Annotated in this window: 30 protein-coding genes and 1 pseudogene; 19 read left to right on the forward strand and 12 right to left on the reverse strand. The window is 46.5% G+C overall.

Going from position 1 to position 25,214, the window contains the following annotated elements; translation table 11 throughout:
• The first annotated feature begins 27 nt into the window (after positions 1–27).
• From ACFQZR_RS03595 to ACFQZR_RS03615, 5 genes are all read left to right on the forward strand, one after another.
• Positions 28–903, forward strand: coding sequence for a DegV family protein (locus ACFQZR_RS03595; RefSeq protein ID WP_379342924.1), 876 nt, complete (start codon positions 28–30; stop codon positions 901–903).
• 2 nt (positions 904–905) lie between these two features.
• Entirely contained in the window at positions 906–2,963 is a 2,058-nt protein-coding gene (gene recG / locus ACFQZR_RS03600; protein WP_379342926.1) for an ATP-dependent DNA helicase RecG, read from the forward strand.
• A gap of 70 nt (positions 2,964–3,033) precedes the next feature.
• Complete coding sequence (locus tag ACFQZR_RS03605; RefSeq protein ID WP_379342928.1) at positions 3,034–3,321, forward strand: stage VI sporulation protein F; 288 nt, start codon at positions 3,034–3,036, stop codon at positions 3,319–3,321.
• Between the two features lie 162 nt (positions 3,322–3,483).
• Positions 3,484–4,473 carry an acrylyl-CoA reductase family protein gene (locus ACFQZR_RS03610; RefSeq protein WP_018756526.1) on the forward strand — a complete coding sequence of 330 codons (990 nt, stop codon included), beginning with the start codon at positions 3,484–3,486 and terminating at the stop codon, positions 4,471–4,473.
• Between the two features lie 161 nt (positions 4,474–4,634).
• Positions 4,635–4,835: a hypothetical protein gene (locus tag ACFQZR_RS03615; RefSeq protein ID WP_018756525.1), complete on the forward strand. Its 201-nt coding sequence runs from the start codon at positions 4,635–4,637 to the stop codon at positions 4,833–4,835.
• A gap of 365 nt (positions 4,836–5,200) precedes the next feature.
• Here ACFQZR_RS03615 and nhaC read toward each other — a convergent pair whose 3' ends face one another.
• Entirely contained in the window at positions 5,201–6,577 is a 1,377-nt protein-coding gene (gene nhaC / locus ACFQZR_RS03620) for a Na+/H+ antiporter NhaC (RefSeq protein WP_379342931.1), read from the reverse strand.
• A 296-nt stretch (positions 6,578–6,873) separates the two neighbouring features.
• Here nhaC and ACFQZR_RS03625 point away from each other — a divergent pair, with 296 nt between their 5' ends.
• Both ACFQZR_RS03625 and ACFQZR_RS03630 read left to right on the forward strand, forming a co-directional pair.
• Entirely contained in the window at positions 6,874–8,142 is a 1,269-nt protein-coding gene (locus ACFQZR_RS03625) for a DNA polymerase IV (protein ID WP_379342933.1), read from the forward strand.
• Positions 8,139–8,621, forward strand: coding sequence for a YhjD family protein (locus ACFQZR_RS03630; protein WP_379342935.1), 483 nt, complete (start codon positions 8,139–8,141; stop codon positions 8,619–8,621). Before ACFQZR_RS03625 ends, ACFQZR_RS03630 begins: the two co-directional genes overlap by 4 nt.
• Before the next feature lie 148 nt (positions 8,622–8,769).
• On the opposite strand, the gene ACFQZR_RS03635 is transcribed toward ACFQZR_RS03630, so the two are convergent.
• The gene (locus ACFQZR_RS03635; protein ID WP_018756520.1) at positions 8,770–9,267 is read right to left on the reverse strand and encodes a hypothetical protein; all 498 of its coding nucleotides are present in this window, start codon (positions 9,265–9,267) and stop codon (positions 8,770–8,772) included.
• Between the two features lie 251 nt (positions 9,268–9,518).
• On the opposite strand from ACFQZR_RS03635, the pseudogene polYB reads away from it, so the two are divergent.
• A pseudogene (polYB, locus tag ACFQZR_RS03640) lies at positions 9,519–9,692 on the forward strand (DNA polymerase IV); the annotation flags it as partial.
• A gap of 14 nt (positions 9,693–9,706) precedes the next feature.
• Here polYB and ACFQZR_RS03645 read toward each other — a convergent pair.
• The 5 genes from ACFQZR_RS03645 to ACFQZR_RS03665 all read right to left on the reverse strand — a co-directional run bounded on the left by ACFQZR_RS03645 (position 9,707) and on the right by ACFQZR_RS03665 (position 11,548).
• Positions 9,707–9,943 (reverse strand): spore germination protein, encoded by a 237-nt coding sequence (locus ACFQZR_RS03645; protein WP_379343794.1) that lies wholly within the window; start codon positions 9,941–9,943, stop codon positions 9,707–9,709.
• A 212-nt stretch (positions 9,944–10,155) separates the two neighbouring features.
• Entirely contained in the window at positions 10,156–10,521 is a 366-nt protein-coding gene (locus ACFQZR_RS03650) for a spore germination protein GerPE (RefSeq protein WP_379342938.1), read from the reverse strand.
• Between the two features lies 1 nt (position 10,522).
• The gene (locus ACFQZR_RS03655; RefSeq protein WP_379343796.1) at positions 10,523–10,702 is read right to left on the reverse strand and encodes a spore gernimation protein GerPD; all 180 of its coding nucleotides are present in this window, start codon (positions 10,700–10,702) and stop codon (positions 10,523–10,525) included.
• A 13-nt stretch (positions 10,703–10,715) separates the two neighbouring features.
• Entirely contained in the window at positions 10,716–11,324 is a 609-nt protein-coding gene (gene gerPC / locus ACFQZR_RS03660; RefSeq protein ID WP_379342940.1) for a spore germination protein GerPC, read from the reverse strand.
• A gap of 29 nt (positions 11,325–11,353) precedes the next feature.
• Positions 11,354–11,548, reverse strand: coding sequence for a spore germination protein GerPB (locus tag ACFQZR_RS03665; RefSeq protein WP_379342942.1), 195 nt, complete (start codon positions 11,546–11,548; stop codon positions 11,354–11,356).
• A 144-nt stretch (positions 11,549–11,692) separates the two neighbouring features.
• Between ACFQZR_RS03665 and ACFQZR_RS03670 the strand changes: the two genes are divergently transcribed.
• Positions 11,693–12,136 carry an Hsp20/alpha crystallin family protein gene (locus ACFQZR_RS03670; RefSeq protein ID WP_379342945.1) on the forward strand — a complete coding sequence of 148 codons (444 nt, stop codon included), beginning with the start codon at positions 11,693–11,695 and terminating at the stop codon, positions 12,134–12,136.
• 250 nt (positions 12,137–12,386) lie between these two features.
• Here the strand turns inward: ACFQZR_RS03670 and ACFQZR_RS03675 are convergent, their stop codons facing one another.
• Positions 12,387–12,956 (reverse strand): helix-turn-helix domain-containing protein, encoded by a 570-nt coding sequence (locus tag ACFQZR_RS03675; RefSeq protein ID WP_018756514.1) that lies wholly within the window; start codon positions 12,954–12,956, stop codon positions 12,387–12,389.
• Between the two features lie 208 nt (positions 12,957–13,164).
• On the opposite strand from ACFQZR_RS03675, the gene tdh reads away from it, so the two are divergent.
• The 9 genes from tdh (at position 13,165) to ACFQZR_RS03720 (ending at position 20,384) form a co-directional block, all read left to right on the forward strand.
• Complete coding sequence (gene tdh, locus ACFQZR_RS03680; RefSeq protein WP_379342947.1) at positions 13,165–14,205, forward strand: L-threonine 3-dehydrogenase; 1,041 nt, start codon at positions 13,165–13,167, stop codon at positions 14,203–14,205.
• Positions 14,206–14,244: 39 nt separating this feature from the next.
• Positions 14,245–15,423, forward strand: coding sequence for a glycine C-acetyltransferase (locus ACFQZR_RS03685; protein ID WP_018756512.1), 1,179 nt, complete (start codon positions 14,245–14,247; stop codon positions 15,421–15,423).
• Positions 15,424–15,572: 149 nt separating this feature from the next.
• Positions 15,573–16,331 (forward strand): AAA family ATPase, encoded by a 759-nt coding sequence (locus tag ACFQZR_RS03690; protein WP_379342950.1) that lies wholly within the window; start codon positions 15,573–15,575, stop codon positions 16,329–16,331.
• A 57-nt stretch (positions 16,332–16,388) separates the two neighbouring features.
• Positions 16,389–16,886: a GNAT family N-acetyltransferase gene (locus tag ACFQZR_RS03695; protein ID WP_379342952.1), complete on the forward strand. Its 498-nt coding sequence runs from the start codon at positions 16,389–16,391 to the stop codon at positions 16,884–16,886.
• Entirely contained in the window at positions 16,883–17,092 is a 210-nt protein-coding gene (locus ACFQZR_RS03700) for a DUF4269 domain-containing protein (RefSeq protein WP_379342954.1), read from the forward strand. The genes ACFQZR_RS03695 and ACFQZR_RS03700 overlap by 4 nt, the downstream gene beginning before the upstream one ends.
• Before the next feature lie 244 nt (positions 17,093–17,336).
• Positions 17,337–18,590, forward strand: a complete 1,254-nt coding sequence (locus ACFQZR_RS03705) for an MDR family MFS transporter (protein WP_379342956.1) — start codon at positions 17,337–17,339, stop codon at positions 18,588–18,590.
• Positions 18,591–18,713: 123 nt separating this feature from the next.
• Positions 18,714–19,442 (forward strand): HAD family hydrolase, encoded by a 729-nt coding sequence (locus ACFQZR_RS03710; RefSeq protein WP_379342958.1) that lies wholly within the window; start codon positions 18,714–18,716, stop codon positions 19,440–19,442.
• 153 nt (positions 19,443–19,595) lie between these two features.
• Entirely contained in the window at positions 19,596–20,081 is a 486-nt protein-coding gene (locus tag ACFQZR_RS03715) for a DnaJ family domain-containing protein (protein WP_379342960.1), read from the forward strand.
• Positions 20,082–20,138: 57 nt separating this feature from the next.
• Positions 20,139–20,384, forward strand: a complete 246-nt coding sequence (locus ACFQZR_RS03720) for a CBM96 family carbohydrate-binding protein (RefSeq protein WP_379342962.1) — start codon at positions 20,139–20,141, stop codon at positions 20,382–20,384.
• A 79-nt stretch (positions 20,385–20,463) separates the two neighbouring features.
• Here the strand turns inward: ACFQZR_RS03720 and ACFQZR_RS03725 are convergent, their stop codons facing one another.
• Genes ACFQZR_RS03725 through ACFQZR_RS03735 form a run of 3 tightly spaced genes read right to left on the reverse strand, consistent with a single transcriptional unit; the run spans position 20,464 to position 23,038 of the window.
• Positions 20,464–21,246, reverse strand: a complete 783-nt coding sequence (locus ACFQZR_RS03725; RefSeq protein ID WP_379342964.1) for an ABC transporter permease — start codon at positions 21,244–21,246, stop codon at positions 20,464–20,466.
• A gap of 5 nt (positions 21,247–21,251) precedes the next feature.
• Positions 21,252–22,058, reverse strand: coding sequence for an ABC transporter permease (locus ACFQZR_RS03730; RefSeq protein ID WP_379342966.1), 807 nt, complete (start codon positions 22,056–22,058; stop codon positions 21,252–21,254).
• The gene (locus ACFQZR_RS03735) at positions 22,055–23,038 is read right to left on the reverse strand and encodes an ABC transporter ATP-binding protein (RefSeq protein ID WP_379342968.1); all 984 of its coding nucleotides are present in this window, start codon (positions 23,036–23,038) and stop codon (positions 22,055–22,057) included. The genes ACFQZR_RS03730 and ACFQZR_RS03735 overlap by 4 nt, the downstream gene beginning before the upstream one ends.
• 238 nt (positions 23,039–23,276) lie before the next feature.
• On the opposite strand from ACFQZR_RS03735, the gene ACFQZR_RS03740 reads away from it, so the two are divergent.
• On the forward strand, positions 23,277–24,089 hold the full coding sequence (locus ACFQZR_RS03740) for a class I SAM-dependent methyltransferase (RefSeq protein WP_379342970.1): 813 nt from the start codon (positions 23,277–23,279) through the stop codon (positions 24,087–24,089).
• 265 nt (positions 24,090–24,354) lie between these two features.
• On the opposite strand, the gene ACFQZR_RS03745 is transcribed toward ACFQZR_RS03740, so the two are convergent.
• A complete protein-coding gene (locus ACFQZR_RS03745; protein WP_379342972.1) occupies positions 24,355–25,110 on the reverse strand; it encodes a hypothetical protein in 756 nt (251 codons plus the stop codon).
• Positions 25,111–25,214: the final 104 nt, after the last annotated feature.

Consider the following 25,214-nt stretch of genomic DNA (forward strand, 5'->3'; position numbering starts at 1 on the left):
ACCTAAGCCTTGAAGGAGGAATTGGATATGGGTAAAGTGCGTATTGTAACAGATAGCACCGGGGATATCCCTCGTGAGATAAGAGAGCAGTATGATATCCGAATGGTTCCACTGAAAGTGCATTTTGGTGATGAGATGTACATGGATGCGGTTACGATCGAGCCGGCACAATTTTATGATAAGCTTACGAAATCGGAGAAGCTCCCGACGACGTCGCAGCCTTCTCCGCTTGATTTCACTGAGGTCTACAAACAATTGTTAGCGGAGCCAGATACCGAAATTATATCGATTCATTTATCTGCGGCTTTAAGCGGTACGTATCAGTCGGCTGTTCTCGCGAAATCGATGGTTGAAGAAGAGGATACCTCCAATGAGGGGCGCGTATCCATAGTGAATTCCAGATCGGCCTCCTATGGGTTCGGGCAGATGGTCGTGCTGGCCGCCCAGCTTGCAGAGCAAGGGAAGTCGAAGGATGAAATTCTAGCGATGATCGCTAGATTTCAGCAGGAACGTAAATTGTACTTTCTTCTCGATACGCTCGATTTCTTACAGAAGGGCGGCCGTATCGGGAAAGCCTCGGCTGTACTCGGAACGTTACTGAACATTAAGCCGATCCTATCGATTGATGAGGAAGGCGAAGTGCACGCTGTCGATAAGGTACGTGGTCAGAAGAAAGCAATGGCGCGCGTTGTCGACATGTTCAAGAAGGATTTTGAGGGCAGACAAATACATATTGCTGCGGGGTATGCGACAGAGCGTGGTGCGTTAGAAGAATTAATTGGTCTTATGCGTGAGCAATTCGATGTAGCTTCTGTGGAATATACAACGATTGGCTCGGTCATCGGAACCCATACGGGTCCAGGTGTAATCGCACTCTTCGTGACCCCGGTGAATGAGGGTTAGCCATGGAACAGATGGACTTAAGACAAATTTCATTACGTAAAGTAAGTGGCGTGAGTGCTCCGAAGGAACTAGAGCTTCACGCCTTTGGCATTTTATCGGTAGCCGATCTGCTCGAATACTATCCCTACCGCTATGAGGACTATCGGCTACGAGATTTAACCGAAGTGAAAGATAGCGAGAAAGTCACGGTAGAAGGGAAGATCGCGAGCCCTCCCGTCGTCTCTCGATTCGGCAAGAATAAATCTCGAATGACTTGTAAGGTGATGATTGGCGATTTTCTAGTGACAGCCACGTGGTTCAACCGTCACTTCCTTCAAGAGCAGATCATTGCTGGCCGAGAAATCGTGCTAACGGGAAAATGGGAGCAGAAGCGGATGCAAATTACGGTCGCGGACTCGGAGTTCCCAGACCGTGGTGCCGGACGGAAAGGTACGCTGCAGCCAGTCTATACGGTCGGCGGGAAGATCACGCAGACCTGGATGCGCAAGACGATGGTACAAGCCTTAGCACAGTTCGGTGCGATGATTGAAGAGGTGCTTCCGTACGCTTTGGTGGAGCAGTATCATTTTATGCCTCGCAAACAAGCGATTGCACTTATCCATCATCCGCAGAATACGGAAGAAGGGCAGCAGGCCCGCAATCGGATGGTCTATGAGGAATTGTTCATGTTCCAGCTGAAGCTGCAAGCGTTCCGGACGTTGACGCGTGAACGGATGGATGGTATAGCACATCAAGTCGAGAATCGCACAGTGCGAGAGTTTGTGCGCAGCTTGCCTTTCGAGCTAACCGATGCACAGAAGCAGGTCGTCACCGAAATATTAAGTGATTTACGCTCTCCTAGCTGTATGAATCGACTACTGCAAGGGGATGTTGGTTCCGGGAAGACGGTTGTTGCTGCAATTGCATTGTTCGCTACGGTACGGGCAGGGTATCAAGGCGCGCTGATGGTACCGACAGAGATTCTCGCCGAGCAGCATTTGCGCTCACTGCAGAAGCTCTTCGAGCCTCACGGTATTCAAGTCGGTCTGCTCACAGGCAGTGTAACGGGACGCAAACGTAAGGATCTGCTCGCATCGCTTCAGATGGGCATGATCGATATTGTGGTTGGTACACATGCGTTGATCCAAGAGGATGTATTCTTCAGACAGCTTGGTCTTGTCGTGACGGATGAGCAGCATCGGTTCGGGGTGAATCAGCGGAGTATTCTGCGGCGCAAAGGGATGAACCCGGATGTGCTGACGATGACAGCGACTCCTATTCCACGGACACTCGCCATTTCTGCTTTTGGTGATATGGATGTCTCCACGATTTCGGAACGCCCTAAAGGGAGGAAGCCGATTCAGACGTTCTGGGTGAAGCACAGCATGCTGGAGCGCGTACTTGGCTTCATTCGCAAAGAGGTGGATCAAGGTCGACAGGCCTATATGATTTGTCCGTTAATCGAAGAGTCGGAGAAGATTGATGTTCAGAATGCGATTGATCTGCATGTCCAGATTCAGCAAGCACTGCCTCATTATCGTGTAGGTCTTCTTCATGGTCGGATGAGTGCGCAGGAGAAAGAAGAAGTCATGCAGCAATTCAGTCGAAATGAAGTGCAGGTACTTATCTCGACGACGGTTATCGAGGTTGGGGTGGATGTGCCGAATTCCACATTGATGATCGTAATGGATGCGGATCGATTCGGGTTATCGCAGCTTCATCAGCTTCGTGGACGCGTTGGTCGGGGAGAACACCAATCCTATTGTATTCTGATCGCAGATCCAAAGTCCGAAGTGGGTCAGCAGCGAATGCAGGTCATGACGGAGACGGATGATGGGTTCGAGGTATCTCGGCGGGATTTGGAGCTGCGTGGTCCGGGGGATTTCTTCGGTACGAAACAGAGTGGTCTTCCGGAGTTCCGTCTTGCGGATATGGTAGCGGATTTTGCTGTTCTTGAACAAGCGCGTGATGACGCAGGTAGACTCGTCAATGATGCGGCGTTCTGGACATCTGCGCAATATGTTGGGCTTCGTAAGTTCTTGCAGCGTGAACAAATTTTCCAAGGGGACCTGTTAGATTAGTTCAATTGACAAGCTGCCTGCGCATATACTGGGAATATTGCATAAGTCGTTTCTCAGGAGGTGTCTACGGGTGAGTTATGTCAAATATGGGATTAGTCCGGAATTCGTGGAGCGGGTGAAGACGAAGACGAAGAATCCGCAAGTGAAAGACAAATTGAAAAAAATGCTGGATGGCGTGAACAAACACGATCTGCAGGATCGAACGAAGGTGCGCCGTCTCGTCAAATCGGCTGGGGTCATTCTGAATGAGAAGATTTCGGGAACGCAGGAAGATCAGATTGTTGCGTTCGTCTTGGCGCAGAAGATTGATCCGAATAATACGTTTCATCTCATTAAGCTGTGGGGGATGTTCCGTTAAGGTTGTGATGCCTGGTTCTCAGGGAAATGCCCGTTCTTCGATTTTAGAAGGCGGGTTTTTTGCTCCATATAAGTAGGAAGTCATTTTTATGTGATTTGGGCAACATATGCTACAATAGGAAGCGCGGATACATGATTTACGTACATACGGGAGGGATTTGACGTGACAAGATTTCAAGCTTTCGTGGTAGATAAACAAGATGAGGAAGTCATTACGCAAGTCAAGACGTTAACGATGGAAGATCTACCTGCTGGGGATGTAACCATACGTGCTGCATATTCCAGTGTGAACTATAAAGACGGCCTGGCGACACTGCTAAATGGCGGTATTGTGAACCAATATCCGTTCATCCCGGGCATTGATGTTGCAGGGACGGTTATCGAGTCGAAGGACGAGCGGTTTGAAGAAGGAGATTTCGTCCTAGTCACAGGTTATGGGTTAGGCGTGTCTCATTTTGGCGGGTATAGCGAATATATTCGAGTACCAGGGGATTGGATCGTTCATCTCCCGGAAGGCATAACGCTCAAAGAATCGATGGCACTTGGTACAGCTGGGTTTACTGCGGCATTATCTATACATAAGTTGGAACAACACGGTCTGAGGCCGGACCAGGGAGAAGTATTAGTCACGGGTGCATCTGGTGGCGTAGGGAGTCTGGCGGTGGCCATGCTATCCAAGATCGGCTATCACGTGGTGGCAAGTTCGGGCAAGACGGAGGAGCATGATTTCCTACGTAAATTAGGGGCGAAGGAGATTCTCTCACGGGAGGATGTATCGCCTGAGCAGATTAGACCGCTCAGCAAAGCACGCTGGGCAGCTGTTGTTGATCCTGTGGGCGGGAATACACTTGCACATGCACTTAGTACCACCAAGTACGGTGGGGCTATTGCGGTGAGTGGAATGATCGGGGGCGCGGGATTCCCGGGCAATGTGTATCCATTTATTTTGCGCGGCGTACAACTCATTGGGATCGATTCCGTCTATTGTCCGATGGACGAGCGAATTGCGATTTGGAAGCGGTTAGGTTCGGATCTGAAGCCGGATTTGCTGCTCGAGGAGATTGGGCGTGTGACGACACTTGCGCATTTGTCACATGAACTGAAGATAATCCTGCAAGGGAAGCAACGCGGGCGGTTGATCGTAGCGTTATAACGTGACAGGAATCGACATAATTTGGTAGACGGTCGATACTTGTTCTGATACAATAGGGGTAATTGGAAAATATTACGTTTGCGAAGAACGCAAGCTGAGGAGATAACTCCCGGTTTGCGTTCTTTTTTTTGTTGTCATCAGCATAGGAAGGTGGATTCGTTATGAGAGTAAGACTGTCATCGTACTTGGACTGTGGCTTGAAACATCGAAATACGGACCTACTGGGAAGTCGAGCACGTGAGGAAACGGGGTCAGTACAGGGGGCTGGAGCTTGGGTTGGGATGCGTAAAGTTGAAGGGGTTATTCATCAGCCTTGGTTCAAGAAATTGCAAGAACATCGTCAAGGGGGGGATTTCACGTAAAAGAGAGATGAAAATAGCAGGAAAGCAGGTGAAGGGGTAAAAAGGATGCCAGCTCAATCCGATAAGGTATGAGCGGGGGATCCTTTTTTTATTGTGACTGGATCAATTGCATCGATAGGTTTATAATTACAAAGTCTAAATATTAGATGAATGACCGTAATGGTCATTTGGTCATTTTGAGTGCTATGACAGGTGATAACATCAAAACAGAATGCGTACACCTATAGCAAGCTATAGGAGGGAGAACGATGAAGGTATTTGGTTTTTTGGGTTCTGAGATTAGGATGAAATCAAATTAGAAGAAAAGGGAGCGCTGCGCGCTCCCTTTTTGCGTTGATCGATGAGATGTGATTCATCTTGGATGGTTATTCGTTGCTTCCGAGCGAGTTCTTCTGTAACGGCTTGATAATGGCATAGGCGAAGGTGAATAAAGGACTGGCCCATAGGAATATCGCATATGGTAAGTATTCGACGACCGGAACGCCCAGCGTCGATGCGAAAAAGGCGCCGCTGACTCCCCAAGGAATTAAAGGATTCACGAGGGTTCCACAGTCCTCAAGCGTCCGGGAGAGCGTTCTCGCCGGAATTTGGCGCCGCGCGTATTCGTCCTTGAACATTTGACCAGGTAGAAGGATCGATAGATATTGCTCCCCCGTCATGCCGTTCACCGCAATGGAGGATGCGCCTGTCATAAGCACGATGCTGCTCTTCCGCTTCAGCGGCGCGATTACGGTGCGGAAGAAGGCTTCAATGACGCCGCAATGCTGCAGCAATCCACCTAGAGATAAGGCGATCAAGATCAGAGAGACGGACCACATCATCGATTGCAAGCCGCCGCGATTGACGATGGAAGCGACTGTCTCGTTCGCAATCGTGCTCTTGTAGCCGCTCTGCATGACTTGGAACCACATGTCGATTGCACTCTGATGCTGCACGAACGCGGTGATCAAGAGGCCTGTGACGATCCCTACGATTAGCGTAGGCAAGATGGGTACGCGTCTAACGGAGCAGATCAGAACAGCTAATGGCGATAACAATGTTAGCCAATGGATGTTGAAGCCCTCATGCAGCGCAAGCTTAATCTGTTCCATAGAGCTTAGATCAACCGTGCCTGTTCGCGCCCCGAATAAAAAGAAGATCGTCGTCAGGACAAGTGCTGGAACGGTGGTGTAGAGCATATTGCGAATATGTGTGAATAGTGTCGTACCTGCTACAGCGGGCGCGAAGTTCGTCGTATCGGACAGCGGTGACATTTTATCGCCAAAGCAAGCCCCGCAAATGACAGCCCCTGCAGCTAATGTCGGTGAGACGCCTGTCGTCGCGGCGATCCCCATGAAGGCTACCCCAACCGTACTGACGGTTGTGAACGAACTGCCTGTGAACAAAGAGATCATGATGGTCACATAAAGCGCGCTCACGGCAAAATAATTCGGCTGAATATAATCCATGCCGTAGTAGAGAATGGTCGGCACGGTACCGCTCATCATCCAGACGGCGATAAGAATCCCGATGAGGGATAGGATCAGAATGGGCATGATCGCAGTCTGAATGCCGCGGATGATCGCCGATTCGATGCTTGTCCAAGGGATACCGAACATCCACAAGAGGGCGGCGGTTCCGACGGTCGTCGCGAGAAGCGGGAGATGCGGCTCTGCTTTTAAGAGGAAAATGGAGATGAATAGCAGGGAGAGAATAAAGACAATGAGCAGCATGCTCTTGGAGAAACTGAGTTGTTTATTCACGATGTTGGGCTCCTTAAATACTTTTTAGCTTTTATGCGTTAAAGTATAAAGGATGTGCATGGATAACGTCAATGTTATGAACATACAGAACAGGATGATTTTAGTGGGAAGGAGGTTTCAGTTGGATATCCTCGGCCAGTTTTATCATCCTGCGCAAGTCAGGTTAAATCTAGGCACCGATTTCCATAAAATTCACTTGCATATCGAACGTGTGTTTGGTATATAATAAATATCAAATGCGAATGTTTGTTCGCTATATGTAAATGAGTTAGGAATATGACTTGGAGGGTGTTAAATTGAGTCAACCAAGCGAAAGGGTCATCTTTTTAGCGGACTGTCAGAGTTTTTATGCGAGCGTAGAGAAAGCAGATCATCCAGAATATAAGAACAAACCGGTAGCTGTGGCAGGAGACCCTGCGCGAAGGTCGGGCATCATTCTGGCGGCCTGCCCTATTGCGAAGAGCTTCGGTGTCACGACAGCGGAACGGCTCGGGGAGGCGCTCAGGAAATGCCCGGATCTTGTTATTATGCGCCCTCGTATGCAGCATTATATCGATATATCCTTGAAGATAACGGAGATATACGAAAAATTTACGGATCTTGTGGAAGTGTTCAGCATTGACGAACAATTCTTAGATATTACGGCAAGTCAGTCCCTCCTGGGGAATCCCGTCACCATCGCGCGGGCCATTCAAGACCAAGTAATGCATGAGACAGGAATACGCATACGCGTAGGGATCAGCTCGAATAAGATACTGGCGAAGATTGCAACCGACATATGGGCGAAAAAAAATAAGAATGGGATCTTCATTCTGTCGCCATCCGATCTTGAGCGTACACTATGGCAGGAGCCGGTCCATAAGATGTATGGCGTTGGCTCCCGAATGACCGCACACTTCACGAAGCTAGGCATGATGACGATCGGGGATATTGCACGAACGCCGTTGCCGGAGCTTAAGGATAAGTTCCGCGCACGGTTCGGCAAGCAGTCGGATATTCATGCCGAGGTGATGTGGCGAACGGCGAACGGTCTGGATAACAGCCCCGTGTCGCCAGGAACCTTCCATGCAGCGCCCAAATCGGTCGGTCATATGATGACCTTGCCGCGGGACTATGCGGATGCTTCGGAAGTCGATACGATTCTGCTCGAGCTGACGGAAGAGGTCTGCCGCGACTGTCGGCAGAAGGGTTATATGGGCTCGGTCGTGACGGTCAGCTGTATGTGCAGCCCTTATGAGACGCCAACGGGCTTCTCGCGCCAGATGAAGATGGCCGATCCGACGAACAATACGAACAAAGTGTTCGAGACGGTGAAGACGCTCTTCTACAAATATTGGGATCAGATGCCCGTGCGGCGTGCCGGTGTTATGCTGAGCGCACTAACGGATGATGATGCGTATCAGTTGACGCTGTTCGAGGATCAAGAACGGATGCGGGCGCTCGATCGAGCGACGGATCGTATTAAGGAACGATATGGCAGTGCTGCAATCATGCGGGCATCGTCTGCCACGAAGGCGGGTCAAGCGTCGGAGCGGTCAATGAAAATTGGGGGGCATTATAAATGAGTAAGAAGCTGGAAAATAACGGTCTATGGGAGTCCAGTCGCATGATGCTGCCACAGCATCGGGAGGCCTTGTTAAATAGACATCATGAAATTCCGAGTCTTCGTTCAAGCCATCCAAAGAAGGAAGATATTGAATTAATACGCGATTATATTCTGCTCCCCATTATGTATACGCTGGTAACCAAAAAGATCTCCGAAGTGAAACGCTCTTCTGAGACGCTAAAGTCACTATATGCCAAAGCAGCACAAATCCTTGCGGCTAATATTTACAAAGATTTGTCCAAGGTGAAACAAGAAATGATGGAAAAAGAAATTCGTGTTTTTAATGAAGAAAAGCATGAAGATATATTGGAGTTGCATTATGCCTATCGTGATTATGAGGATCGTTTGATTATAACAAAAGAATACATGAAGGCGGAAATAAGCAAGAGATTAGCTCGATACACGGACAGTCTTATAATAAACTTAAGTAAAATTTAATAATAAAAAATGAATGAGTTATTTACATGACCTACTACAACTGTTACAGGTATCAATGGAATTTAAAAAAAGATGACCCCTGTGCAATACGCAATACAGAGATCATCTTCTTCAATCTGCCTAGACTTTTTTTGAATGACACGGGAGATTACTCATAATTAGTTACAATATATCTTCCTTTGTCCTCTTGCCATTTCAGGGTATAGATCTTGTTCTCCGGTGTTGTAATTTTAAATTCTTCTTTACTGCCTTCCACTTTCACGGCATCGAACGTCGTATCGATTATGGAAGGGTTGAAGAATGGAACCGCAGCGCCGTCTTCTCCTTTGTTCAAGACCACGTTGTCGTCTACCGTCTGGTCTGTAACATAATGGGCCATGATTTTATCGACGAGCGGTGCATCGAAGTATCCAAGCAGCAGTTCTTTCGCCTTATCTCGTCCGCCTGTTGCCGGATCTAAGATCGGCGTGCCGTCTGCTGCGGTTTTTTTGTGGAATAATATTTTGACTTTATCTACCGCAACACTAGCATCGTTATAGGCAATCTGCTTGTCCATCGGATCGGCTTCTTTGGCCGGTGTAGAGCAGGCTACAACCGATAGAATAAGAATGACTAGAATGAATACGGTCGTGAATTTGTTACGCATTTGAATTCTCCTTTTATTCTGTAATCATCACCATAGTCTAATCCGTTTTCTACCAAATTCCAACATGTAAAAAATTCCAATAGTGACGATCATCGTCCATGCGCGTAATACAGCTATCAGGAATATAAAAAAGATGAACCCTGTTCAATACAGAGATCATCTTCTTCAATCTGCCTAAATATTTCGACTAAGTGATTGACTAAATCGCGTGGAGTTTCTTGTGACCTATGGGCGAAGAAAAATAAGAATGGGATGACGATGCATATCAGTTGACGTTGTTCGAGGATCAAGAACGGATGCGGGCGCTCGATCGAGCAACGGATCGAATTAAGGAACGATATGGCAGTGCTGCAATCATGCGGGCATCGTCTGCCACGAGGGCGGGCCAAGCGTCGGAGCGGACAATGAAAATTGGGGGGCATTATGGGGCATATGTGAATTATACGACTCCCTTATTACCAAAGGTCGCTAGGTTCCCATCATTCACATCAGGATCCAACGTATTTGTAGAACTGAAAGCACTATTATTAGTCATGAAATCGCTTGTATTAAACGACCCTGCACCGGCATAGGTTTTGTTGGAACTTTCTGGTGATAATTGTATCGCATCGCCAATTTGCACAATTCCAGATGTTCCTACGCTTATGATTTTTATATTTCCAACTATCGAAGGCATATACGTAATACCACCTTTATTGGCAAGCAAGATAATGCATCTTATGCCGTCATTCGCCTAAGTGACACCTTTTTTACCACATAAGAAAGTATAAGTTTTCGGTATACGAAAACAGCTTTCTTATTGGCGATAAAACCAACATCTAATCGCGGTCGAACGTCTCCGAAAGTCCTCGATAGAGGTTTTCTCATAGGCAAGATGAATATCTGAAGTTATTTCCTCTGTACCTGTCGGATCTGTTTGAACCTCGATTCACTTTCAATTAAGCAGTTTGAACCAATTTGGATAATGGAAGAAGTATCCACTCCCTTTATTGCTATCCCCCTTACTTTTATAAATTTCGACTCGTTAACAATATTCATCTGTAAAGGGGTTAGTGCTCTCGGTTCTGGAGTTTCTTGTGAGAAAATCGGATAATCGTTAAACTCCCCTTCGGTTCCAAGATAAGTAGATCTCTCTTTTTGAAAGACGAGAACTTTTGAATAAGGTGTCAGCCTTTGTGCATCTCCTACAATTAGAATTGCACTCGACGAAATGCTATCAACCTGTAGCCACGGAACGAATGAGATTCTTGCCATTTTATGATCTTACTGGTGTTGGTAACGGAGCCGCTGGAGTGATGATCAACGACTCTGGGGGAGTATCCGAAATAGATGAACATTTAATCACTTCAGTATCACCGACCATCACTACAGAAGAAGTGGACACACTCGTCACACGGATTGAAATTACATTAATTTCTTTATTAATGACTGTCATTTGTTTCATGATGCTAAGCTCCCTTCGAATCAGTTTGAATCCTTGTGATATGCTGTTCAATCGCCATTTGAATGTCTCTTTTCACATGGTCCAATATATGTTGTCTAGCAATTGACGCATCCTTAGCTGTTTCTTCATCCATTTGGTGGATATAATGATGAATTCTGTCATGTACTTGTTTTTTTAAATCACTTACCATGAGTTGTCGATACTCTTGATCTACATGTACTTGGTGTGTTTTCGTAAAGGAATCAATTGTATCCGGAACTTGATCTTTTAGATACTGGTCCATCATTTTAGATGTGGAATTATAAAGGTCGGATTGTTTATTCTTAGAACTTTGCACCCAATTCAAACCGTTTTTTTCCATTTCCTCCATTGATTTGACTCCATCCGGAGTTACCCCGATTACTAGTGTTCCGTTTAAATTTTCTATTTTTAGCATATCAAATCGATACTCGATTTTATCTATTGAAAATTGCTTTTGATTTCTGGTCTCTGTCAATTCTTTTTTTAATTGTTCGAGGTTTGTTTCCAATTTATTTATCTGACCTGTTTGCCAATTGATATAAGTATGAAGTTGACGAAAATAATCGCTCCAATTATTTGAAGCTTGATTCATGGCTGGTTCCTCCTAAAAAATATTTGCTTTTAACCTGGAGGTGGCAAAGGGACTAAAGGTTCTTCAGATCGACTCTCCGCGGCCGGAGGAGAACCACTTGTGTTGTATGAATTTGATAGTGGATTCATAACACCAGTACTGCCAATCTGCAATATGGAAGAATTTGACATCGAATTCACGCGTAAGTTTTGAATTGTAATACTCTGGTGGACAACAAGATTCATACGATACCACCTTCATTCCACGGTTTATTCCGGATTATACAACGTATGCGGCAAATGCCTATTTGTTACTACAACAATGGGTGAACACCTAAAGACTCAACCTTACATACAATATAGAAAATATCGATTAGAGAGGTGACAAGGGTGAGAAAGACACCGAGAGATACGTTTAATTGGAAAAATTTTGAAGAATTTTTTGGTGGAAAATTACCTTTCATGCAAATGGAAAATGGAGTTCCTTCGCAAAATTGGGTTGAAAATTATGTACAAGATATATTGAAAAATATCCCAACAGCAGCTAAAAAAAACAACTTGTTAAAACACGACATATTTCAAACTCATAATTTTGTATTTATCAAAGTCGCCATTCCCCAAAACGTTAATATTAGGGATTTGCAGGTATCCGTAAGTCCTAACCAGATCATGATTGAGGGACTACCGGAAAATCAGCATCATGTCATTAAACTCCCAGAAATCGTAAAGTTTCGAGAAAGCAGAGCTAAATTCAAAGACGGCATCTTGCAAATCAAGGTAAGAAAAAATATTGATGACCAGAAATTTCATGATGTGTTTATTAGTTATGAGTAAAAGGTACCATTTGAGCTCGATAAGACGCTTTATACTCAAAATGAAAGCCAGTCTTCAATTGGTCAATATACCAACAAATGAAGTTCTGGCTTTTTGTCCTAAACAAAGGTATATAAGAAATCAGGTGTTGGGAGATGGGACAAGACGTAATATTATTGAGAGTATAAGGATTCGTATTCAGACTGTATGCGATAGAAAAAGGAGCGACCTTGTTATAAAGGTTGCTCCTTTCTTGTATGTATATCTCACGCTATCTTCTATTCGACGATGGATAGTGAATCAGCGTCGTATAACGAATCGCCTTATCGGTATCGTTATAATACGTATGCGGCTGGTCCGCAGCGAATCGGATGGCCAGGCTTGGCTTCAAGGTATACGTCTCCCCCCCAACTTCAACGCGCAGTTCGCCTTCCATCACCATAATGAACTCCTCAACGCCCTCATAGTGAGCTTCGGACGTATGCGAGTTGCCAGGTTCAATGACGACATTGTAGACTTCAAATCCGCGGTCTTGCTCAAAAGGGAAGATCGGATAGGCACGGTATGCGCCGTCTTCTTCCACGAGTGGTGTCGTATCCTCCATTTTCACCAAGGTGACCTGGGGCGTGGAGTCCTCCATCAAGGTGGCGAAGGAGATGCGAAGGCCGTTGACTATTTTCCATAGAATCGAAATCGTTGGGTTGGTCTCCCCGCGTTCAATCTGCCCGAGCATTCCCTTGCTGACCCCGCTTAATTCAGCGACGGCATCCAGGCTAAGCTTTCGTGATTTGCGTATATCTTGCAAGTTCTTACCGATTTTCTGGTGAATTTGTTCCTGCATGGTTGTCTCCTCTCAGCTTCTTCACACGAACTTTTAAAAAAATCATCCAAATACATGCAAAAATAATAGTGCAAAATAACGCACAAATGTGTAATATATTATACATAGGAAGATTGAAGTTGATGAATATAGGATGAATCGGTGAAGCTGTATTTACTCTATTTTATGAGAAAAGATGGAGAGGGGCAATCAAATGTTGAGCGGAAATATGATGGGGTTAGTAAAAGATGAGCGAAAGCCCGGTGCCGTGTATAAAGAAGTACCTATTCCTACCTGTGGCCCCCATGATGTGCTTGTTCGTGTTAAGACATCGTCCATCTGTGGGACAGACGTCCACATTTACAAATGGGATGAATGGGCATCGAAAACGGTTGTAACGCCGAATGTATTCGGGCATGAATTCGCAGGGATCGTGGAAGCGGTCGGGGAAGAAGTCACGAATGTGAAAATCGGAGATTACGTATCGGGTGAGGGGCATGTGGTATGCGGTCTCTGTAAGGCATGTCGTACCGGAAATGCGCATGTATGTAAGCATACGAAGAGTTTCGGGATTACGATACCAGGCTGCTTCGCGGAATACGCGATCGTACGTGCAAGCAACATTATTCATAATGATCCGAAGCTGCCTTATGAGATTGCATGTCTGCAAGATCCACTGGGTAATGCCGTACAGACGGTCCTTAGTGGTGATATTGTAGGGAAGAGTGTGGCGATTATCGGCGTAGGGCCGATTGGGCTCATGGCGGTTGCTGTTGCAAAAGCGTGCGGCAGTGGTACGATTATTGCTGTAGATATTAATCCGTACCGCTTGGAAATGGCCAAGACGATGGGTGCGGATGTGATTGTTAACAGCAGTGAAGCATCATCCATTGAGGCGATTATGGAAGCGACGCACGGCGAAGGAGTCGAGGTGATTCTGGAGATGTCAGGTCATCCGCAGGCGATTCGGGATGCTCTGAAAGCGGCTTCACCTGCGGCACGTGTATCTCTGTTAGGAATTCCTACGAGAGAAGTGTCCATTGATTTGGCAGAGGATATTATATTTAAGGGGCTACAGGTGCATGGCATCACAGGCCGTCGGATGTATGATACATGGTATCAGGTCAAAGGCTTGCTGGAGTGCGGACGCATCGATTTGAAGCCGCTTATCACACATTACTTTACACTCGACCAATATGAAGAGGCATTTGAATTGATGATGTCTGGCAAATGCGGGAAAATTGTATTCAAGCATGATCCTGAATTGTAAGACGCTGCATATTTGAACATAAATGAGGAGGTACTTCAGATGAACGGATTTGAAGTGATTGCACAGCAGTTGCAGAGCTTGAACGAAGCGGGACGCTATCGCCCATTGACGGTATGGGAGGATGGGTCGGATGCATGGATGACATTACAGGGCGGCAAGCGCGTGCTGCAGATGTCTTCCAACAATTATTTGGGACTTACACATCATCCGAAATTAATACAAGCTGCTATTGCGGCGACGGAGAAATATGGGGTAGGCGCAGGCTCGGTTCGCACGATCACGGGCACGCTCGCGATACATGATGAATTGGAGCAGAAGCTCGCGGCTTTCAAAGGAACGGAAGCAGCGCTGGTCTTCCAATCCGGATTTACGACGAACCAAGGGGTATTAGGAACGATTCTTGGTGCAGATGATGTCGTCATTAGCGATGAACTCAATCATGCGAGCATTATTGATGGTATTCGTTTGACGAAGGCAAGTCGCCGTATCTTCGCCCATAAAGATATGAACCAGCTAGAAGCGGTATTGAAAGAATGCGGATCCTTCCGTCAAAAGGTTGTTGTGACCGACGGCGTATTCAGTATGGATGGGGATATTGCGCCATTGCCTGCGATTGTGGAACTAGCGGAACGTTACGGCGCGCTTGTCTATGTGGATGATGCGCATGCGAGCGGTGTATTAGGGAAGCATGGCAAAGGCTCGACCGATCACTTCGGTCTGAACGGGCGCGTACATTTCCAAATAGGAACTTTGTCGAAGGCGATTGGCGCTGTAGGAGGTTACGTTGCGACGGCGCAAGTCGCGAAGGATTATATGATCAATAGTGCGCGTGCTTTCCTGTTCAGTACGGCACTACCACCGTCTGTCGCGGCCAGCTGTATCGCGGCGATCGAGGTGCTGCAAGGCGAGCCTGAGCTAACCGAGCGCTTGTGGCTAAATGCCAATGGGTTCCGTACGAAGCTGCAGCAGCTTGGATTTGATACGGGCGATAGCGAGACTCCGATTATCCCGATCATCGTCGGGGAATCCGCGCGGGCGCTTGCTTTCTCGAAGCGATTGCTGGAGGAAGGTGTATGTGCGCAGGGTATCGTCTATCCAACGGTGGCGATGGACAAAGGCCGCGTGCGACTGATCGTAACGGCGCAGCATACGGAGGAAGACTTGAAGTTTGCGGCAGATGTGTTGGAGCGTGTAGGACGCGAGTTCGGATTAATTTAATTGGTATGCCAAAGACCAAGTGCGACAGTGCTTGGTTTTTTTCATTTGGTTATACGTTAAAAGTTCGGGATCCCCGCAAAGCTCATGCATCACTTTGTGGGGAAAATTCAGTGTGATATGATAGAGGGAACAAGAGGGAGGGGGAGCCGATGCGTAGTTCTTCGCGAGACGCTTATCTCAGAGATATTGTATTTCATCGACAAGGTGTGCCCTCCATGGATCATTATCCATTCAACCTGCCTGTGCTGAAGGGACTGGAGGGGCTCCCTTTTCATCCGAAGGTCACGTATATTGTCGGTGAGAACGGCATGGGCAAATCAACCTTAATGGAGGCGATTGCGGTTGCGCTCGGCTTCAATCCCGAAGGGGGGACGCTGAACTTCACGTTCTCTACCCGTGCAACCCATTCGAATTTGTATGAATATATCCGCCCCGTACGAGGGGTGCGTAGGCCGCGTGACGGTTTCTTTTTCCGAGCGGAGAGTTATTATAATCTGGCGACGAACATTGACGAGCTGGATGCGGAAAGATCCTCAGCTCCTCCTATCAAAGATTCGTATGGAGGAAAATCACTGCACGAGCAATCGCACGGTGAATCGTTCTTCGCGACGTTTATTCATCGTTTTGGCGGGTACGGATTATATATCTTAGACGAGCCAGAGGCAGCGTTGTCTCCGCTTCGGCAGATGTCGATGTTGTCCCGCATGCATGAGCTGGTGCAAGCCAACTCTCAATTTATCATTGCGACGCACTCCCCGATTCTCATGGCGTATCCAGATAGCGTGATCTACAATTTAACCCCGGAGGGGATTGAGCGGACAACGCTGGAAGAGACGGAGCATTTTATCATTATGAAGCAGTTCATGAATAACAGAGAGCGGATGCTGGATGAACTGTTTCGCGACTAAGTTGGTTGATAATTTTTATTAGAGAGATTTGGAAGCTGAAGGGCGGTGAACTAAAAAATGGTCACGCATAGAGATCTTCTGGACAAAGATGTTGCGCGCATATGTACCTTTCCACAAAATGCGGTTGAATCGTTCTACGCAAGTCCCAAGTTTCGTTATCCTTGGACCCCCGATCAAGTGATGAAAGTCGTAGAACAACGCCGAAGCCCAACGGTTGTCGTAGATTCTGAGGATAAGACGATCGCTTATTCGAACTTATATGATTTTGAACTGGAAGAAGGCTGCTGCTGGCTTGGAAATGTGCTCGTCTCACCTGCCTATCGGGGGAAAGCTGTCGCATCCTTTTTAGTTGAAGTCATGATGAAGAGAGCTAGGGATGAACATGGTTGTACGAGAATGAAGCTCTACTGCCACAATACGAATACAAAAGCATTACTTCTGTATAGCAAGCTAGGCTTTAGACCCTGCGGTTCTAAAATCGTCTTGAATCACGAGGGGAAGAGCATTGTGGCGATTGAAATGGAGAAAAATCTGATAGAAAGTCCTGCCATATGATCGTAGAGCATCGAATTCTGCAAGTGATCGGTACGGAGGGGAAGCGGGAGATCCGGGAACTTAAGCAAAATGGCTTGAAGACAGAGCCTGCTTTTGCGAAATGGTTGAACCTTGACGGAGATCCCTATGCGGCTTTGTTAGCGATGTATGATTGGAGCGATGAGAAGCTGCGGCAGTTGGTGGCGTTACGAAAGCAAAGTAGCTAAATAAGCAGGGGTAGATTTCATGAAATAATCTATACAATACGAACAAAGACGCTCTCACATAAGAGCGTCTTTTTATGATTTCGAACAAACGTTCGTTTTGTGGAGCAGTTTAATTAAAAATAGGTTACCTCGATTTCCATATTATTAGTATAACTTGGAAAAAATTATAAGTCTATATTTAATTTTTTTGGTGCCTTATTATAGGAATACCTGGCCGGGGAGAATGTGGAGAAGAGGCGATTTATTGAAGTTGCATGTATGGGATGTTAATTTGAAAATTCGCCTAATCGGCGAGGCGCTGTTCAATTTGTTGTATTGGATGTACTTTCCTTTCATTACGGTCTACTTTAGCGAAGCGTTAGGTAATCAGACAGCAGGGATGTTGATGACGATTCCGCCACTCGTTGGTATACTTGGTAGCATGGTTGGAGGGAGTCTAGCCGATAGGTTGGGACGTCGTCCCACGATGTTGGCAGGTGCTTCCCTTAAAGCGGTTATGTTCGCATTGTTTGCGCTGTCCAGTTCCAGTTCGCATTGGGTTAATTATTTCGCATTTATTGGCGTTGGATTAGGTGGTGCCCTCTATGGACCAGCCAGCGATGCAATGGTAGCGGATCTTATACCCGAGAAGGACCGACGGCAGGTGTTTGCCACGTTTACGACAGCGAATAATATTGGTGCTGTATTAGGACCCGCATTGGGGGCATATTTTTTCTTTCATTATCGTAGTGAACTGCTATGGACTTGTACAATTGTGATGCTGCTCTACGCTATTGCAATTTTTCTGAGGATTCGCGAGAGTAAGCCGGATACCACCCAGAAGGTTCCATCCAATGCAATTTTAACTTCGATACAAGAACAATGGAAAGGCTATGGAATCATCTTTCGGGATAAAATATTTGTCCTTTATATTCTGGCAGGCGTCTTCTCCATTATAACTATCATGCAATTGGATCTGTATTTAGCGGTATATATCACCCAAGAAGTCCCATCGCAATCCCTATTCCATTGGCATGATTGGTCGCTCCGGCTTACGAGTACCGAAGTATTGGGATGGATTCTGGGGTTAAATGGGCTGCTGTTCGTTCTATTTGTCTTACCCGCTACCAAATGGTTAAATCGCTTAAGAGATCGCGACGTGTTCATTCTGTCATCGGCTTTGGCTGGGGTGGGAATGTTCGCCATTGGATTGACAACGAACATTTGGTTATTGTTCCTCATCACAATTGTGTTTACATTCGGAGAAATTATACGTTCTCCGGTGACCAACAACTTTGTAAGCCAGTATGCCCCTGTGAACGCTAGAGGGCAATATATGGGGGCATCTAGGTTGCAATTCACGATTGGAAGATTCGCAGCACCCTTGACCGTTTTTTTATCGGCATGGGTGCCTCCAATGGGTGTTTTTACCTTCATCCTTGTTTGTGCACTCATGAGTATCGCTCTTTATATTAAACTTTTTAAGATCTATGCGTATGAAGATTCTCCATCCAGATAGGATAGGAGGGAATCGGAACATACTCCCGAGAGATGAAAAGGTTACCGGGTAGACGGTATTTAGCGGTTATGAAGAAGATATGAGCGGGAACAGGATTCGCAATCCTTTTGTTAAAATCGAAGATTGGTTCAACAAGTAACAAGAGTGGAGGAAGAAATCATGTACAAAGCCATTATATTTGATTTGGATAATACTCTCTTAAATTATTCATTAAGCGAGCTGGATTCGATGAAAAGAACCGTTCGCGATCACCAATTATTAGCCGATGAAGAGATGGAATGGGGGGCGTTTTGGGCGACCTATACCAAGCATAACTTTAGGCATTGGATGGACTTCGTCAATAAAACTGGCACGCATCAATCGATCGAAGATGTCCTGATTAGTTCTTTCCGAGACACCTTGAACATGAATCCATCTCAGCATGAGATGTTATCGTATACGTATTGGAATCATTTTTGCAATACCTGTTATTTTGAAGGCGGGGCGGAGGAAGTGCTGCACTCCTTGAAGTCCCAATATAAGCTGGGGATTATCTCGAATGGTATTGGTGATGCACAGCGGAAAAGGCTAACCGTAGGGAACGTCCGTGACATGTTCGAGTCAGTCATTGTGTCAGATGAAGTTGGCGTAAGGAAGCCTAGAAAGGAAATTTTCGAGCTTTCGCTGAATGAGCTCGAATTATTCAATCACGAAGTATTGTTCATTGGCGACTCTTTGTCGGATGACTATCATGGGGCGAAAAATGCAGGGATCGACTTCTGCTTCTACAATCGCGACGATATTCAGATGACGAGTGCATATCAGCCGAAGTATGTTGTTAACGAATTGCAGGAGCTGCTGAAGGTTATTTAATGTATATGCATGGCTAGTTTCAATTGTCATTGGATTGCCATATAATCTTTTGGGCCCAATCTCACTGAAGATCCATCGCACCGTATAATAGATACCATATACCATAATATGGAATTGGTGTGCGAGTTTGATTTTTATAGGGAGTGTGAATTCATGTTCTGGAAAAGGTGGAAGTCGCGTCAAGAACCCTCGACAACGCCAGTGATCCAAGAGGGGAATAAGCAGAGCCTATCGAGTGAATCGAACACCGAGTCGATTGCGAATGAAGAGGTTCGTGAGGAGATTGGATACATGTCCGTGACAGAGCTAGCGATTCGAGATTATGAGCGAAAAGGTGGATTTCAAGATTTACCGGGTAAAAACAAACCGCTCGAGGTCTCCCAGGGTGATGTCCTGCATTCGGTCCTTAAGACGGCGCATGTTCTGCCTGCGTGGCTAGAATTGCAGCATGAAATTCGTGAAGAAATACGGTTGCTTCTGGAGCAACAAGATGAGCAAACGCTGATGAATATGAACGAGCGAGTGGATAAGATTAACCAAAAGATCGGCAAATATAATCAACTCGTCCCGAGCAGTCTATTCCAGAAACGGAAAGTGTCCGCGGAATCGCTGCATGAACAATATGAAAATTGGGTGTGAAGAAATACAAATGGATAGAGAAATTTTACAGGGGCAGAACGAGTCGTTCTGTCCTTCTTGGTCACGCTAAATGCCAGCAATCAACCGACGGAGGCAGGTACTGTACTTGGATCCGAAACGGTGAGTGCAGCAGGCACATATGTAAGTTTTGATGTAACTGCGCTTGTTAACGGCCAAAACGATGGCGCTGTGAGCTTCCGCCTCGTCGGAGGCGATGAGGATACGGGGACGAATTATGCTTCCAAAGAGCATACGAATGCTGCTTATCAGCCTGTGTTGTTGATAAATGGTGGCGGGCAATGATGTCATAATTCGTCTATTATCAAATACACTCCCCAAAGCTATAGGCTTGGGGAGTGTTTATTTATATACTGGAATCGCCTCAAGACCCCGTCGAACGGTAATGCCGAACCCCAATCCGCCAGACGAATAAGCACGGAATCAGGAACAGAATCCCTACGAGCGGGATCAGTGCATAGATCGGACTGTCACTGCCTTCACGACCGACAATGTAGGTGAGCGGCAAGTAATTGAAGCAGGCAAAAGGGATCACAAAGGTGAAGAAGCGCTTGACCCATGTCTGATAAATACTCAGCGGATATTGCGTCATTTCACGCCCGCCGTCGGTGAAGATGTTGGCGATCTCAAGGCCTTGCACGGTCCAGAAACTGATCGATGCCGCGAGAATGAATATCCCGGTGAAGATGAACACCCCGCTAACACACATCAATATGAGGGTCAGGATCTTGAGCAATGTCCAATCGATCTCGATATGTATCGCAGCCCAGATGAGCACAACAATGCTAAGTACGAATCGTCCGATACGAGCGAATTCGAAGCGTGTGCCGAGTACCTGTACGACGGTATTGCGCGGACGGACGAGTAATCGGTCGAAATTGCCACTCACGACAAGACTGGAGAACGTATCGAATCCCCGCGCGAAGCATTCCGTAACCGAGAAGGCCACATATGTTACTGCGAAGCAAAGAGTCACCTCGTAGAAGCTCCACCCTTGAATTTGCCCGAACCGTTCGAACAAGAAGTACAACGCCGCGAATGAGGTGAAGGGAGTCAAGCACTGTCCTAGCATCAGGAGCAAGAACGAGGTACGGTATTGCATCTGTGATTTAAGCTCGAGTCCCATATATTTGAAGAAAAGTCTCATATCGATTAACCTCCCTGCACAACAACGCGCTTCAGCGCTCTGTTCATGGTGAATTTGCCGAATAGGATGAGGGCTGCTAACCAGAGGCACTGTGCGAGGATTCCGGTTAAGGCCTCGGCCTTCGATATATTTCCTGTGAATACACGGAACGGAAAATCAGCGGTCCAATGAAAAGGCAGTATGTACACAATTTTCTGCATCCAATCAGGCATTAGCGGTACAGGAATAATCAGCCCTGCGAAAAATTCCCCGAATATACTGAACAACAAGAGCGACCCGGCAGGAGACATCGTCACGAAGACGGAAATATAGATAAGCATTGAGAGCGCGACGATCATGAGCAGTCCAATCAAGAGCGTAGCGAGAAACAGCAGGCCGGAGACGATATCCGGGGGCAATTGAAGCCGATAGGGTTCAGGTAGAAAGGCGACGACGATAAGAATGGGGAAGCATCTGAGCAAGGCACTGGACAGTCGTTGTGCCAGCAACTTCGCGTACCAGAGTCCGTAAATCTCACTAGGTCTGCATAGCTCATAGGCAATATTGCCGCTCGTAATCAGCTGGAATAACTCGTTATCTCGAAGCCATAGCACAATTAATGCGAGAAAAGCTTGTTTGAGCCACGTATACGTAATGACTTGAGAGAGTGTCATCGACGGGGCTTCACTGGCATGGGCATAGAAGGCTTGAAAGATCATGATGAATATAAAACCGAAGAAAAATTGCGTGCCGACACCGGCAAGAGCTGCTGCACGGTACTGTAAACCGTTGCTAATTCGTAAACGGAATACGGAGAGATAGGGCTTCATCATAGCTCATACTCCTTGTACATCTGTACGATGATATCCTCAATTGGCTGGGTATCGATGGTGACATCTAGCAGTTCGACTTGTGAGGATAGACGAGTAATAGCATCTGAGATCAGAATTTGTTCCGTATCTACACTAAGGATTGCACGATCGGGGGTCCATGAGAGGAGCGATGCACCGGGAATATCGAGTGGGTTCGCATTTTCGCGATATTCTGCCGTGATGGTCCTTCGTGTACCGAATTGACCGCGAAGACCTTGGACGCTGCCGTCATAGAGGAGCGTTCCTTTGCCGATGAGCAGGATGCGATCTGCAAGGGCTTCGATATCATTCATATCATGCGTGGTAAGGATGACGGTGACGCCTTTTTCTTTATTGATGGTCTTGATAAAATGGCGTACGGCGATCTTCGAGACGGCATCGAGGCCGATCGTTGGTTCGTCGAGGAACAAAATGCTCGGACTGTGCAGGAGTGAAGCGGCAATCTCGCATCGCATACGTTGTCCAAGACTGAGCTGCCGCACCGGGGTGTGAATGATGCTGCCAAGATCCAGAGTGTCGACGAGCAGTGTAAGATTGTCGCGATATTCTGCCTGCGGAATATTGTAGATATCGCGCAGCAGCTCGAACGAATCCATGACAGGGACATCCCACCACAACTGCGAGCGTTGTCCGAATACGACCCCAATGTTCTTGACATACGGCACGCGTTCTAGCCATGGGGTATACCCATGAATTGTGCAGGTTCCACTGTCTGGTACTAGAATGCCGCTCATAATTTTGATGGTGGTCGATTTGCCGGCGCCGTTAGGCCCGATATAACCGACGATTTCACCGGGAGCAATAGAAAATGAGATGTCACGCAGTGCTTCCACGGTCGTGTATTCTCGGTGGAATAACGATTTAACCGCATGCTTGATGCCTGATGGGCGCTTCGCCACCAGGAACGATTTACTGATTCCGTTTAATGTGATCACTTCCATAACCCTCCATTCTTGGTCAAGTGACAGGAAGAAGATATTATCATTTCCAGATGCAGGATGTCAATCATAAATTTATCAGCAGAAATTTGGCTTAACAACGGGCTTTTCGCTCATGAAAGGAGAATGAAGTTGGAATGTCAGATTCGAGCTATATTTTTTGAAATTAGTGAAATTCAGGTTGTCGTTGGGCGGCGCTGAAGATATAATAGATAAAATTTCCAAATAAGGAGGACTTGCGATGAATGAAATTATTCGGTATTATTCGGCTTTTGACGAGTGGGGAAGATTGGATCGTGAGCCCCTCGAATATTTGGTGAATTGGCATTATATCCAGAAGTATCTTCCGCAGACCGGCACAATATTGGATAACGGAGCAGGCCCGGGCAAATATGCCATGGCACTCGCACGGCAGGGCTATCAAGTGACATTAACGGATTTGACGCCGCGGGTTGTAGAGCAAGCTGAAGCGAAGGCGAGGGAATTCGAACTTCATGACCAATTCGACGGATTCCATGTACGCGATGCGAGACATCTGGAGGATATCCCGTCAGAATATTATGATGCAGTGCTTATGCTCGGCCCATTATATCATTTGCAGACGGATGCAGACCGAATAGCAGCGATGAAGGAGTTATATCGTGTAACCAAACCTGGTGGTGTGGTATTCATCGCCTTGATGACACGAATTCGCAAGCTGCAGACGGCGTTATTGTACCCAGACATGTGGAAGCCGCTCGACCATATGGATTCGATCAAGTCTTTTATGGAGACAGGGATTTTTAACCACCAAGATGAGGGGCGCTTCACAGGTGCATATTTCTATCCCTTGGAAGAGATTAAGCCGTTCATGGAATCTAGCGGGTTCGAGACGATCGAGCTGATAGGGTCGTCCAGCATTGGCGGACGGTTCACCGAGGAGAACTGGAACGACTGGCGCAGCCGTGGGGAAGAGGAGTTTAATCAGATGATGGAGCTTCTCTATCAATACGCCGCAGACCCATCTATCCTTGGCATCTCATCGCATTTGCTTTATATTGGCCGGAAGAGATAGCCTTTCTTGAATTTGTATAAAAAAATGATCGATTCAAAGAGTAAAATCGGGCATATGGCGTGATGGATGAGTAATTAGGATATAGGAAAGTATAGGGCGGCTTCTTCTCGTTGTGAACGGGAAGGGGCCGTTTTTGCTAACGGTATGATGTGTAGAGTTGATTATATTTATTTTTTCCTTATGAGCGTGTGTTCATTAGGTTTAGAATGGAAGTATCTCTAGGTAAAAGAAAAAGAGAGCATGCGAACGCATACTCTCTTGATTTCTATGATGTGGTTTTCTGGATTTTCGCGGGATTGTTGATTTTGTACGGTACAGGGTGTTTAGTTAGCTTCTTGGCAACGATTTTTGCATCAAACGTAATCGTGTCCCCAACTTCCAGCTCGAATTTCTTCAGTGTTGCACTATGACTTGACCAGGCAACGCCGACTTCGAGTGGTGGATCGATAATGGCTACCGCTTCATAAATGATAACTTCATCTTCCGTATCGGAGAAGTTATTCGGTACCGTGGTGAATTCTTGGACGGTAGCGGTCATTTTTACTTTCTCTTCCGGGAGTTCTAGCTTAGGTGCCTTACCCTTTTTAGCCTTGGTCTTGGTTGCAGCTACCTCGACTTGAGGTGCTTCGTCTGCTTCTGCTTCGGGCTCTACCTGTGCAACAGGTTCTTGCGACTGCTGTTCTGGTTCGGCTTGTTCGGAGACTGTCTCTTGTTCGGGTTCATTGGATTTGTCCGTTGCTGCTGTGACTCTCGATCCGAAGGTGGAAGCCTGCATCTCTTTTAGATAGGAGGGGTGAATGCAGTGCAGCTGCTCTGGGCCTAGTTGAATGACGGCAGTCAAGTCATCGACGTAACCGATAATGTCACAAGGGTGATTCATGCCGCTTCCTTTGTAGTAGAAGGTCTTGGTTTTCACGGCTTTGTCGGATAAAAGGCCCCATTCTTTGCATTTGTCCATGTGTTCGATTTCATTCTCGAAGGCTGTATATGTAGTGGGCTTAATGATAAATGTCATTTCCATTCGTTTTCTCCGCCTTTCTGGTTCTAACGGTTCTATTTTACCATGATTTCATAGAATTTCATCATTCGAATGGCTCGAATGGTGAGATATTGAGGGAGGAATAC

The organism is Paenibacillus sp. GCM10027629 (genome assembly GCF_042676425.1).
Taxonomy (GTDB): Bacteria; Bacillota; Bacilli; order Paenibacillales; family Paenibacillaceae; genus Paenibacillus_K; species Paenibacillus_K terrigena.

Excerpts from the sequence above, each read along its gene's own strand:
- ACFQZR_RS03595 (WP_379342924.1), top strand. The coding sequence starts at position 28 with ATGGGTAAAGTGCGTATTGTAACAGATAGCACCGGGGATATCCCTCGT.
- recG (WP_379342926.1), top strand. The coding sequence starts at position 906 with ATGGAACAGATGGACTTAAGACAAATTTCATTACGTAAAGTAAGTGGC.
- ACFQZR_RS03615 (WP_018756525.1), top strand. The coding sequence starts at position 4,635 with ATGAGAGTAAGACTGTCATCGTACTTGGACTGTGGCTTGAAACATCGA.
- ACFQZR_RS03630 (WP_379342935.1), top strand. The coding sequence starts at position 8,139 with ATGAGTAAGAAGCTGGAAAATAACGGTCTATGGGAGTCCAGTCGCATG.
- ACFQZR_RS03635 (WP_018756520.1), bottom strand. The coding sequence starts at position 9,267 with ATGCGTAACAAATTCACGACCGTATTCATTCTAGTCATTCTTATTCTA.
- ACFQZR_RS03645 (WP_379343794.1), bottom strand. The coding sequence starts at position 9,943 with ATGCCTTCGATAGTTGGAAATATAAAAATCATAAGCGTAGGAACATCT.
- ACFQZR_RS03650 (WP_379342938.1), bottom strand. The coding sequence starts at position 10,521 with ATGGCAAGAATCTCATTCGTTCCGTGGCTACAGGTTGATAGCATTTCG.
- ACFQZR_RS03655 (WP_379343796.1), bottom strand. The coding sequence starts at position 10,702 with ATGACAGTCATTAATAAAGAAATTAATGTAATTTCAATCCGTGTGACG.
- gerPC (WP_379342940.1), bottom strand. The coding sequence starts at position 11,324 with ATGAATCAAGCTTCAAATAATTGGAGCGATTATTTTCGTCAACTTCAT.
- ACFQZR_RS03665 (WP_379342942.1), bottom strand. The coding sequence starts at position 11,548 with ATGAATCTTGTTGTCCACCAGAGTATTACAATTCAAAACTTACGCGTG.
- ACFQZR_RS03675 (WP_018756514.1), bottom strand. The coding sequence starts at position 12,956 with ATGCAGGAACAAATTCACCAGAAAATCGGTAAGAACTTGCAAGATATA.
- tdh (WP_379342947.1), top strand. The coding sequence starts at position 13,165 with ATGATGGGGTTAGTAAAAGATGAGCGAAAGCCCGGTGCCGTGTATAAA.
- ACFQZR_RS03685 (WP_018756512.1), top strand. The coding sequence starts at position 14,245 with ATGAACGGATTTGAAGTGATTGCACAGCAGTTGCAGAGCTTGAACGAA.
- ACFQZR_RS03690 (WP_379342950.1), top strand. The coding sequence starts at position 15,573 with ATGCGTAGTTCTTCGCGAGACGCTTATCTCAGAGATATTGTATTTCAT.
- ACFQZR_RS03695 (WP_379342952.1), top strand. The coding sequence starts at position 16,389 with ATGGTCACGCATAGAGATCTTCTGGACAAAGATGTTGCGCGCATATGT.
- ACFQZR_RS03700 (WP_379342954.1), top strand. The coding sequence starts at position 16,883 with ATGATCGTAGAGCATCGAATTCTGCAAGTGATCGGTACGGAGGGGAAG.
- ACFQZR_RS03715 (WP_379342960.1), top strand. The coding sequence starts at position 19,596 with ATGTTCTGGAAAAGGTGGAAGTCGCGTCAAGAACCCTCGACAACGCCA.
- ACFQZR_RS03725 (WP_379342964.1), bottom strand. The coding sequence starts at position 21,246 with ATGAGACTTTTCTTCAAATATATGGGACTCGAGCTTAAATCACAGATG.
- ACFQZR_RS03730 (WP_379342966.1), bottom strand. The coding sequence starts at position 22,058 with ATGATGAAGCCCTATCTCTCCGTATTCCGTTTACGAATTAGCAACGGT.
- ACFQZR_RS03735 (WP_379342968.1), bottom strand. The coding sequence starts at position 23,038 with ATGGAAGTGATCACATTAAACGGAATCAGTAAATCGTTCCTGGTGGCG.
- ACFQZR_RS03740 (WP_379342970.1), top strand. The coding sequence starts at position 23,277 with ATGAATGAAATTATTCGGTATTATTCGGCTTTTGACGAGTGGGGAAGA.
- ACFQZR_RS03745 (WP_379342972.1), bottom strand. The coding sequence starts at position 25,110 with ATGGAAATGACATTTATCATTAAGCCCACTACATATACAGCCTTCGAG.